The organism is Pseudoalteromonas sp. MQS005 (assembly GCF_001661605.1).
Classification (GTDB): Bacteria; Pseudomonadota; Gammaproteobacteria; order Enterobacterales; family Alteromonadaceae; genus Pseudoalteromonas; species Pseudoalteromonas tetraodonis.
The window spans coordinates 108,106-117,798 of record NZ_LYRQ01000004.1 but is presented as its reverse complement, the minus strand read 5'-3'; the positions used below and the strand labels follow the sequence as shown (position 1 = coordinate 117,798).

Annotated in this window: 8 protein-coding genes, 4 tRNA genes and 1 pseudogene; 4 read left to right on the top strand and 9 right to left on the bottom strand. The window is 40.5% G+C overall.

The window, feature by feature from the left end; genetic code table 11:
* The 8 genes and pseudogenes from A9479_RS19605 to murB all read right to left on the bottom strand — a co-directional run.
* A pseudogene (locus A9479_RS19605) lies at positions 1–75 on the bottom strand (elongation factor Tu); the annotation flags it as partial.
* A gap of 135 nt (positions 76–210) precedes the next feature.
* Positions 211–286: transfer RNA gene (locus A9479_RS03350), tRNA-Thr, on the bottom strand.
* A 10-nt stretch (positions 287–296) separates the two neighbouring features.
* Positions 297–371: transfer RNA gene (locus tag A9479_RS03345), tRNA-Gly, on the bottom strand.
* Between the two features lie 46 nt (positions 372–417).
* Positions 418–502: transfer RNA gene (locus A9479_RS03340), tRNA-Tyr, on the bottom strand.
* A gap of 39 nt (positions 503–541) precedes the next feature.
* Positions 542–617 (bottom strand) — tRNA-Thr (locus tag A9479_RS03335).
* 126 nt (positions 618–743) lie between these two features.
* Complete coding sequence (locus A9479_RS03330; protein WP_064662701.1) at positions 744–1,442, bottom strand: type III pantothenate kinase; 699 nt, start codon at positions 1,440–1,442, stop codon at positions 744–746.
* A complete protein-coding gene (gene birA, locus A9479_RS03325; protein WP_064662700.1) occupies positions 1,439–2,431 on the bottom strand; it encodes a bifunctional biotin--[acetyl-CoA-carboxylase] ligase/biotin operon repressor BirA in 993 nt (330 codons plus the stop codon). The genes A9479_RS03330 and birA overlap by 4 nt, the downstream gene beginning before the upstream one ends.
* Positions 2,428–3,438 (bottom strand): UDP-N-acetylmuramate dehydrogenase, encoded by a 1,011-nt coding sequence (gene murB / locus A9479_RS03320; protein WP_064662699.1) that lies wholly within the window; start codon positions 3,436–3,438, stop codon positions 2,428–2,430. The genes birA and murB overlap by 4 nt, the downstream gene beginning before the upstream one ends.
* A 142-nt stretch (positions 3,439–3,580) precedes the next feature.
* On the opposite strand from murB, the gene A9479_RS03315 reads away from it, so the two are divergent.
* Positions 3,581–5,422: a M1 family metallopeptidase gene (locus A9479_RS03315; RefSeq protein ID WP_064662698.1), complete on the top strand. Its 1,842-nt coding sequence runs from the start codon at positions 3,581–3,583 to the stop codon at positions 5,420–5,422.
* Positions 5,423–5,479: 57 nt separating this feature from the next.
* Here A9479_RS03315 and A9479_RS03310 read toward each other — a convergent pair whose 3' ends face one another.
* Positions 5,480–6,082 (bottom strand): DUF2057 domain-containing protein, encoded by a 603-nt coding sequence (locus A9479_RS03310; RefSeq protein WP_064662697.1) that lies wholly within the window; start codon positions 6,080–6,082, stop codon positions 5,480–5,482.
* Between the two features lie 92 nt (positions 6,083–6,174).
* On the opposite strand from A9479_RS03310, the gene A9479_RS03305 reads away from it, so the two are divergent.
* The 3 genes from A9479_RS03305 (at position 6,175) to A9479_RS03295 (ending at position 9,653) form a co-directional block, all read left to right on the top strand.
* The gene (locus A9479_RS03305; RefSeq protein ID WP_064662696.1) at positions 6,175–6,546 is read left to right on the top strand and encodes a histidine triad nucleotide-binding protein; all 372 of its coding nucleotides are present in this window, start codon (positions 6,175–6,177) and stop codon (positions 6,544–6,546) included.
* A 213-nt stretch (positions 6,547–6,759) separates the two neighbouring features.
* Positions 6,760–7,416 carry a response regulator transcription factor gene (locus A9479_RS03300; protein ID WP_008108518.1) on the top strand — a complete coding sequence of 219 codons (657 nt, stop codon included), beginning with the start codon at positions 6,760–6,762 and terminating at the stop codon, positions 7,414–7,416.
* 80 nt (positions 7,417–7,496) lie between these two features.
* The gene (locus tag A9479_RS03295) at positions 7,497–9,653 is read left to right on the top strand and encodes a response regulator (RefSeq protein ID WP_033103589.1); all 2,157 of its coding nucleotides are present in this window, start codon (positions 7,497–7,499) and stop codon (positions 9,651–9,653) included.
* Positions 9,654–9,693 lie beyond the last annotated feature (40 nt).

Sequence of the window (9,693 nt, the reverse complement as noted above, 5' to 3'; positions counted from 1 at the left end):
TTTACCGTGGTCAACGTGGCCGATTGTACCAACGTTTACGTGCGGTTTTACGCGTTCAAACTTTTCTTTTGCCATGACGGAACCTATCAGTTTTGTGTATCTAGATTACATATGAAAATAATCCACCATAGGTAGATTAAGTTAATTTTTTCAAATTTCAAATAGTTTTTTCTGACAGATAAAGGAAGTGTTTAAGGCGATTCGATTGACTGGTGCTGATAGGCAGATTTGAACTGCCGACCTCACCCTTACCAAGGGTGCGCTCTACCAACTGAGCTATATCAGCATCATCAAATTGGAGCGGGCAGCGGGAATCGAACCCGCATCATCAGCTTGGAAGGCTGAGGTAATAGCCATTATACGATGCCCGCTTTAAGGAACCTGTTCTTAAACTACCTCTAACCGTCTAGAATAAAGTGGTGGAGGGAGCTGGATTCGAACCAGCGAAGGCTGAGCCGTCAGATTTACAGTCTGATCCCTTTGGCCGCTCGGGAACCCCTCCACGATAATTCTTTACTAAGCACTTCCGGTAAAAGGAAAGTGGTGCCGACTAACCGAGTCGAACGGTTGACCTACTGATTACAAGTCAGTTGCTCTACCAGCTGAGCTAAGTCGGCACTGCTTTAGTACGGGGCGAGATTCTAGAGTAAGGTTTATTGGGATGCAACCAAAAAATTAAAAAAAATGTGATTTAATGCTTCAAACGCTCACTATTCGCGCAAAAAGCTGTTTTTTTGTTGTTTTTAACTCTTTTTAGCTAACTCATACCAGTAATTTAAGCCTTTCATTACTAGCATTGGGTCGAAAATACTCTGTGAAAAATGCCCTTGTAACAGCTGACCATAACCACCCGCAAAAATTAAGAGGCTATTTTTTGTATTTAAATGCAATCTTGCTTGCTCAATGGCACCCATAGTTGCCACTAAGGCTCCGTTTTTTAACCCATTAGGGGTGTTTTTTCCGAGCTCATTAGCAAATGGCGTGTTTGCATCATCAAATACCCGCTGAGTATTTTGAGTGAGTGATGAGGTCATTAAATCAATCCCAGGTAATATCCAGCCTCCTAGATGCTGCCCATCATTATTGAGAACGTCTATGGTGGTAGCCGTGCCAGCATCAACAACAATAGCAGCCATATTAGGGTAAAGCGTATAACCGCTAATAAGCGCCAACCATCTATCTATACCCAAATTACCTACTTGCTGATACGCGCAGCGTAACCCACCGAGCTCACTACTAACCGTAGCCTCAAAACAATCAATATTATGCGTTTTGGCTTGCGCTAATAATTGTTTAAGTAACTCGCTACGACCAACACAAGCGTAAATAACAACCGTAATTTGCTGCCATGAAATATTATTAATATCACATGGCTGTATTTGCCCGTTTTCCCACAATACGGCTTTGAGTGAAGTATTACCTACATCAATTAACAATCTCATGCTTGCGCCTTTCTTAATGAAATCTCGCCGCCATAATAACTTTTTACTTCGCCGTCTTGGCGAATACGTACACCACCGTGCGCATCTATACCTTCACAAATGCCACGCCAACTACGATGCCCAGTATTAAGCTCTACCTGCTCGCCTGCAAACGCATTTAATGCATTCCATTGTTGATACATAGTTTGTAAGCCGTTCTCGCGATATTGCGCTAAGCGCTGCTCTAACCAATAAGTTAATGAAGCTACTAATTGATTTTTATCTAGCTGCTGGGTGTGCTGACTTAAATCTGTCCATGCTTGGTCAATGTGCTGACTGGCACTTTGTGGCATATTTAAATTAATACCAATTCCTATCACCAACTGACACGGCCCTTGTGGTTGCCCGTCTAATTCAACTAATACGCCAGCGAGCTTTTGTTTGTTTATGTAAATGTCGTTTGGCCACTTTAACTCTACATCAATACCATAAAGTGCTTTTATCGCATCATACACCGCTAAACCAACAGCAATCGATACACCCATAGCGGCTTGTAAACCATCATCTAATCGCCAAAAATAGCTGTAGTATAAGTTGGCACCAAATGGCGATTGCCATACACGCCCTCGACGCCCCCGACCTGCTTGCTGCATTTCGGCAACGATTACCGTGCCCGACTGAAGTGGTGTTTTAGCCTGAATGCGGCGCATTAGTTCGCTGTTGGTTGAATCAATGAGCGGCTGCACTTCAATATTAGCGGTATTTTGCCCTAACTCAGCATAAAGCTGTTGTATTTTTTCCTGATTAAGTAACCCTACTTGGTTATTTAAGCAATAGCCTTTACCTGTAACTTTAAATACATCTAAGTCCATAGCTTGTAGGCTTTGAATGTGTTTACTAACAGCGGCACGACTAATCCCTAATTCCTCTCCTAAAGCTTGCCCAGAGACAAACCCGCCTTTATTAAGCGCATTTAAAATAGCCAGCTTGTTTCCATCAGGTGCTTTCATGCTGATTGCTCCAAAGAGATATGGCATTCATTGTGTTGATCAATTAACCGCACTTCGTGTTCTAAGCTTATGTTATAGCGCGCTAAAACGGTGTTTTGAATATGGGTGATCATGCTGATCAAATCATCCCCTGTACTGTGACCATGGTTAACGAGCACCAAAGCTTGCTGCTGATGCACTTCAATACCGGCAATCTTATATCCCTTTAACCCCGCTTGTTCTATTAACCATCCCGCTGCGACTTTATGATGACCAGCTCCGTGTGGGTAATGAGGTAACTCAGGAAACTGCGCAAGTAACGGCACTAACGCAGCATTCGTAATAATGGGGTTTTTAAAAAAACTCCCAGCATTAGCTAGTTTATAAGGGTCTGGGAGTTTGCTATTGCGTGTTTGTATCACCTGCTCACATACTTGCTGTGGCGTCGGATTTTTTAGTTGTTGTAGCGATCCATAACTGAGTACTGGTTGCCATATTTTTGGCAGTTTAAAGTGCACTTGGGTGATCACCGCTTTATTTTTTAACGCGTGTTTAAAAACCGATTCACGATAAGCAAAGTGGCATTGCTGATTAGTTAAAGATTTGAAGCAGTTGCTATTAATATCAAAATAGTCAACAGCTTCTATAAATTGTGCTATTTCTACACCGTAGGCACCAATATTTTGCACTGGCGCAGCACCGACTGTGCCAGGTATGAGTGCTAAATTTTCAAACCCTGCTATGCTTTGCTCAAGCAAGTAAGTCACTAATTGATGCCAATTTTCACCGGCAGCCGCACTGACTAAAAAATCATTTTCCCGTTCAGTAATATTAATTCCTTGGGTCGCCATTTTAATAACCGTGCCAGCATAATCATTTAAAAAAATGGTATTACTGCCCTCCCCTAACAGACAAAAAGGCGCGTTAAAGCTCTGAGTTTGAAGCTGCGCTGAGTCGGTGATCTCAATAAAATTTTGGCATTGGCTACTTAATGCAAATGTATGTAGGGGTTGTAATGAGTGCGCCACAAGGGTCCTAAAGGTACCAGTAATTAATCGCTCTAGTTTAACTCATCGTCGCAAATTGCGCATCAGCTTGTAAAAATTGTTCAACCCACTGTGGCAATCATGTTATAAAACGGGTACTTTTTTATTTGTACTCAAGGTAATTATGAAAATCAAACCTCTTTTTTTAAGCCTCGCTATGGCCGGTATGTGCTCGCAAGCAATGGCTAGCGCTATTGATCAAAATTCCTACGCCAACCTTGATGATGTTATCACCACGCATTTAAACCTTGATTTAGACATCGACTTTGCCGACAAGCAATTAGAAGGTTTTGTTGAGCATACGCTACAATGGCAAAACGCGAAAAGCACAAAGCTAGTACTTGATACCCGCGATCTTGATATTGATAAAGTGATGTATCAAACAGCTAATGGCAATTGGTATAAAGCCAGTTTTAACCTTGCTAATCGCGACGATGTTAAAGGCTCAAAACTAACCATTACATTTAAAAGCCAAGCTGAAAAAGTCCGTATTTACTACAACAGTCGCCCAGAAGCGTCGGGCTTACAGTGGTTAACGCCAGAGCAAACAGCCAGTAAAACGCACCCGTTTATGTATAGTCAATCGCAAGCGATACATGCACGTAGTTGGATCCCTGTGCAAGATACACCGGCAATGCGTGTGACTTATTCTGCACGTATTCATACCCCTGAAGATGTGCGTGCGGTAATGAGTGCCGATAATAAAGATGCCCTTTATAAAGACGGTGATTACCACTTCAATATGCCACAAGCAATTTCGCCTTACTTAATTGCGATTGGTGCTGGTAACTTAGAATTTAAAGCGATGTCTAAACAAACCGGTATTTTTGCTGAACCGACTATTTTGGATGCCTCAGTTGCTGAATTTAATGACACCCAAGCGATGATCGACAAAACCAATGCGATGTATGGTGAATATGCTTGGGGTCGCTATGACTTACTTATGCTACCGCCTAGCTTCCCATTTGGTGGCATGGAAAACCCGCGTCTATCATTTATTACCCCAACCGTTGTTGCTGGCGATAAAAGCCTCGTTAACCTGATTGCACATGAGCTTGCTCACTCTTGGTCTGGTAACTTAGTAACCAATGCCACATGGGAAGACTTATGGTTAAACGAAGGATTTACCTCTTACGTTGAAAACCGCATTATGGAAGAAGTATTTGGTCGCGACCGTGCAGTAATGGAGCAAGCGCTTGATGCAGCTGGCCTGCGTGCGCAACTTAAAACCATTGATGCACCAGACACTCGCCTTAATTTAAAACTTAATGGCCGCGATCCGGATGATGCGTTTAGCTCAGTGCCTTACACAAAGGGTCAGCTATTTTTAATCTACCTAGAAGAAAAATATGGCCGTGATAAGTTTGATGACTTTGTTAAAACTTACTTTAATGAATTTGCGTTTAAATCGCTAACCACTGCGCAATTTGTGACTTACATCAAAGCTAACTTAATTGAAAAGTACCCTGGTGTAGTTAGCATGGATAAAGTGAACGAGTGGATTTTTGAGCCTGGTTTACCAAGTGATGCACCTAACCCTACCTCTGATGCGTTCGATAAAGTAGATGCTGCAACACAAGCATGGTTAAAGGGGGATACAACTGCCGCACAATTACCTACTGCAAATTGGACAGTGCATGAGTGGCTGCACTTTTTAAATAACCTACCGCGCGATTTAAGCATTGAAAAAATGACTGAATTAGACGGCGAGTTTAACTTAACCCAATCAACTAACGCAGAACGCGCATTTGCATGGTACATGCTAGCAGTGGGTAACGGTTACCAACCGATTTACCCTGCGCTTGATAAACACTTATCGGGTATTGGTCGTCGTAAGCTAATAGTGCCACTTTACAAAGCACTTATTACACATGGTAAAAAAGACTGGGCACAAAGCGTGTACTTAAAAGCACGTCCGGGTTATCACCCACTTGCACAAGGTACCATTGACGCGTTATTTGAATAAATAATAGCGTTACCAATAAACTAAAAAGGGCCAATTTGGCCCTTTTTTAATGCTTAATTATTTTGTTACTTTATCTAAAAAAGCCTGCCTTTCAGCGAGCGTTGCTTGTTGCCACCAAAACTCGAGCATATTTGCCGCACTTGGCATGCCTTTTCCATTAATTGGCGTAATCGGTTTAATGGGACGACTCGGTTTTTGCGGGCCCGCTGGGATTGCTGTTGTTTGCTGTTTAAACTGTGCGCTTTGAACTTGTCGTTCGGCAATAATATTTAATGGCTTAGCTAAGGTGCTGCCTTTTGCTTTTAAACTCACTTGCGGTGCCTCAGCAAATACTTTTGCCGCTACCGCATTTTCAGCACGATTAAATACTAAGGTGTAATCTTTACCCGCTTCAATGGTTACATTCACCCAAAAAGGTTCTGATTCAATCACTTCATGATCGTCATAACCTAAATCATATAAATCTGTGTATTTAAGTTTTAGCTGATAAGTACCCGGTGCTAATTCAACATCATCAACACGACTAAAAAGCGAACTTTCAATTATTCGTTCACCCACTTGCAAAGGAACAAATTCCTCAGGAAAGTGAATATTTTCTGCCAAACTCGATGCACTCACTAAGAGCGCCGCTACACTGCCTAATAATATTGATTTACGCATAATTACTCCTTTAGTTGATTTCAGTTTGACACTGCTAGCAAAATTTGTCATTAGTGACACATATATTAATCAAATAAATTAGAGTCATCATTATGAGCCAAGAGACTATTTTTACTAAAATTATTAATCGCGAAATTCCAGCCGACATTATTTACGAAGACGATGACACGCTGGCGTTTAAAGACATTAATCCTCAAGCGCCATTTCATGTATTAATTATTCCCAAGCAACCAATTGCCACTATAAATGATATAAATAATGAAAACTCACATTTAATTGGTAATTTATACACGGTCGCCGCAAAACTGGCCAAGCAACACAACTTTAGCGATGACGGCTACCGCGTTGTGATGAACTGTAATGAACATGGTGGCCAAACTGTGTATCACATACATTTACATATGCTCGCAGGTAAAGAAATGGGCTGGCCTCCATACCAAGAAACTAAAAAAACGGCGCTATAGTGCTTAGTTAAATCTTAGATTAGTTTAAAAAAATCAAAAATACGGCGTTTTTCTTACTACACGAAAAAAAACAATTACTTATTTGCAACATTTTATGTTTAAATAATCGGAAATCGCACCTTTTCTCCAGTGAAATAATGATTTTCTAATACAAAAGGTGTGTAGGGATTGTGGTAAAATTAATTAGCCAGCTTTATAAAAGAGTAAAAAAACATGAGCAGTTCAGCCTTTTTGTTGTTAGATGAAGAACCAATTAACACTATTGGTATTAACGTTTTAGAGCCATTGTTAAAAACGCAAGGCCTTGACGTAACTACGGGTACAAATATTTTAGATGTTCCGGTAGGTACTCGCTTATTGTTCATTGAAACATCAAGTAAAGACGCATGGACAAAGCTAAAAGAGCAACTCGTTAATTTACGCATCAAGTGCGATATTGTGTTGTTCAATTTAGATGAAAACCCAGAGCTTGCTAATCGCGCATTGCTTAGCGGTATTCGTGGTGTATTTTACACCACTGATAATGCCGATGTACTCATGAAAGGGATTCGTTTATTACTCGAAGATCAGCTTTGGTATCGTCGTGACATTATGTGTAATGCGCTTAACCGCATGCTGCAATTTAATAAAGACGCCCTGCATAAACTAACTGATGGTGATATTGAACCAATAAAGCTAACGAAGCGTGAAAAAGCAATTATCTCGTTAATGAGTAATGGTTCTAAAAATAAAGAAATTGCTGAAGAGTTAAGTATTAGCCCGCATACGGTTAAAACTCATTTATACAGTGCATTTAGAAAAACTAAATGTCGTAACCGTATTGAATTACTTTCTTGGGCACAACAAAACATTCCTGACGAAATTCGTTAACGTTTGTTTGAATAAATACCATACAGGCACTTTAAGTGCCTGTTTTTATATCTTCTTTAAAAAACGCTGTTGGGGTCTTAATGCTCGACTCATTTACGCTTTATTTTGCCAGTATCGCCGTTATGACAGTGATGACGCTACTGAACTTTTTAACCTGGCGTACCAATAAGCATGTTCCCGGCACGTTACTTTATATTTTTTATCCTTTACTGCTATTAGCTGCCATTGTTAGTTTTGCGCTAATAGGCAAAATTCCTGATCAGATTGCCATTACCCTTGCTAATAACATGATGTTTTTAGCTTCTATTGTGCATTGTTTGTCACTGAGTCAATTTTTAAATTATCATGGTCGTGGCCTTAAGTTTGTTTGCCTATTTACAGCGCTCAGCGCTTTGCTGCTTGTTTATTTCACATTTTTACAGCCCTCAATGCGCTCACGGGTATATATTTCTGATCTGCAGCATATTGTAGAGGCCACTTTTTTATTATTTATATTTATAAAATATGCGCGAAAACCCTACCCTAACGCCAGTATTGTTTACATAATTATTTTAACTTTAGTTGCAGCAAGTTTTATTACCCGAAGCCTATTTATGGATGACATTGCACAACAGGATGCCATTTTAAATTCATGGTTTAACTCACTGTTATTTTTAAATAGTGTTATTGCCCCCATGTTCTATGCTGCAGGTATGGCGTTGTTATGTAATGAGCGCAGGGAATTACGACTTAATAAACTCACCGAAAAAGCTCATAAAGATTTAGAAATTCGCGGACTGTTTTTATCCACCATCAGTCATGAAATACGCACACCACTAAACGGCATATTAGGCAGTGCACAACTGGTATTAAATCAAACCAGCGACAGCCGTAACAAAGCCTATTGTGAGGCCATTATCAACTCAGCTGAGTCACTCAACTTACTGGTAGATAAAGTGCTGGAATATGCAAGCTTAGATCAGCACGACGAAGCCCTGTACGAAGAAGACATAGAGTTTAAAACGTGGCTGCAAAACTTATGTTTGCTGTTAAGCCCTCTGGCCGAACAAAAACAACTTAAATTTGAGCTCGCCTGTAATATCCCCGACAAAGCCTGTTACTACTGCGACCAACAAAAACTCAGACAAATTATTATTAACCTTGTAGGTAATGCGATTAAATTTACCGATACGGGGATGGTAAAAGTACAAATAGACTTAATTAATGAAACCCAGCTAGATCATACCCTTAAAGTAAGCGTACTCGATTCAGGCCCTGGTATTGAAAAAGATGAAATTGATTATTTAACTGAGCCCTACATTCAAAGCAGTGCCGGTAAAGAAAAAGGCGGAACAGGCCTAGGACTAGCTATAACCAGTCGCCTTCTCGATAAAATTAATAGCCAGCTAGAAATTACCAGTGAGCTGGGAGTAGGCAGTGTCTTTAGCTTTAACATGACGTTAGCCATTGGTGAGCTTAGCCTTGTAGAGCAACGCCACCAAAGTAAGGATTATTTAACTGGGCTTGATGTGTTACTCGTTGAAGATTTAGATTTAAACCAAAAAATAGCTGTTGAATTTATGGCTGACGACGAGCATAAAATTAAGCTCGCTAAAGATGGCAAAAGTGCGATTGAGTTGATGAAAAAATACCACTTTGATGTGGTGCTACTTGATATGAACTTACCCGATTTAACAGGGCAACAGGTACTAAAAACTCTCAAACGGGTGGAGCATAAAAATCAGCGAACGCCGGTGCTGGCCTTTACTGCCAGTTTGAGCCCTGATGAAATAAAAGAATACTTAGCACTGGGTATTAAAGACATTGTTGGCAAGCCATTAAAGCAAGAGAAACTCCGCCAAGCATTGAGTGATTCACAGTCAACACAAACAGCTAATATTGCCGTCGAGCTGATTGATACGTTATACGATGAAACCGCAACAGACACCCTGACAAGCTCTTTTAGTATTGATGAAGTATCTTCTATCTATAATGAATTTATTCTTTCTGCTCGTAATAAGCTGAGCCGTTGCCAAGCTTTATTAGAGCAAGACCCCGAGCAATGCATTAAGTTATTACATCGCCAAGCTAGCACCGCTATGCAACTTGGTTTTAATAGCTATGGACTAGCACTGAAAAAAATTGAGCGACGCTTACTAGATAAAAAACCATTAAATAACTCGTTAAATGAAGCCAGCACACTGTGGCAACACAGTTTAGAGGCGTATTTAAAGTATGTACGGCAAGGACTAGGGTAAAAACGGGCTACGGGCTACGGGCTACGGGCTACCAAGTTTT